At 44.5% G+C, this 429-nt stretch carries 1 pseudogene; it reads right to left on the bottom strand.

Annotated features, from left to right (window positions below):
• Positions 1–429: pseudogene (locus CYP28_RS10080) on the bottom strand (Bcr/CflA family drug resistance efflux transporter); the annotation flags it as partial.

The following is a 429-nucleotide window of genomic DNA, read 5'->3' as shown; positions in this document are numbered from 1 at the left end:
GATAAAAGCAAGCACGCTGCAAGCTAAAATAGCTATTGAAGTCGAGTAAAAAATGTCACCAAGGCCAACTAGTGGCGAGATGACGCCACCTAAGAAAAATGGGCAAAATCCAAGCACCGCAGAGGCCGAGCCAGCGTACTCCCTGCCCTCATTCATCGCGAGTGATGAGGCTGTTGGTAAGATAAAGCCAGTAAAGAGCAAAAGCAAGAAAAATGCGATGATAACGCCGATCACTTCAAATTTAGAGCAAAGCATAAGTGCGATAAAAATGCTAGCGAACAAGGTGCCAAAAAGACCAGTTTTTAGTGCTTTTCGTTCATTTAGCAAGCTTGCAAGCCTAGCGCCTATGACGATGGCTAGGCCATTTGCCGCAAAGCAAAAGCTGTAGCTTACTGGGCTTAGTAGGTAAAACTCTTGTAAGATAAAAGA

The sequence above is a fragment of the Campylobacter concisus genome (assembly GCF_002914195.1).
GTDB lineage: Bacteria > Campylobacterota > Campylobacteria > Campylobacterales > Campylobacteraceae > Campylobacter_A > Campylobacter_A concisus_M.
Note: the sequence above shows the minus strand (reverse complement) of the source record. Positions and strands in the feature narration are given on the sequence as shown.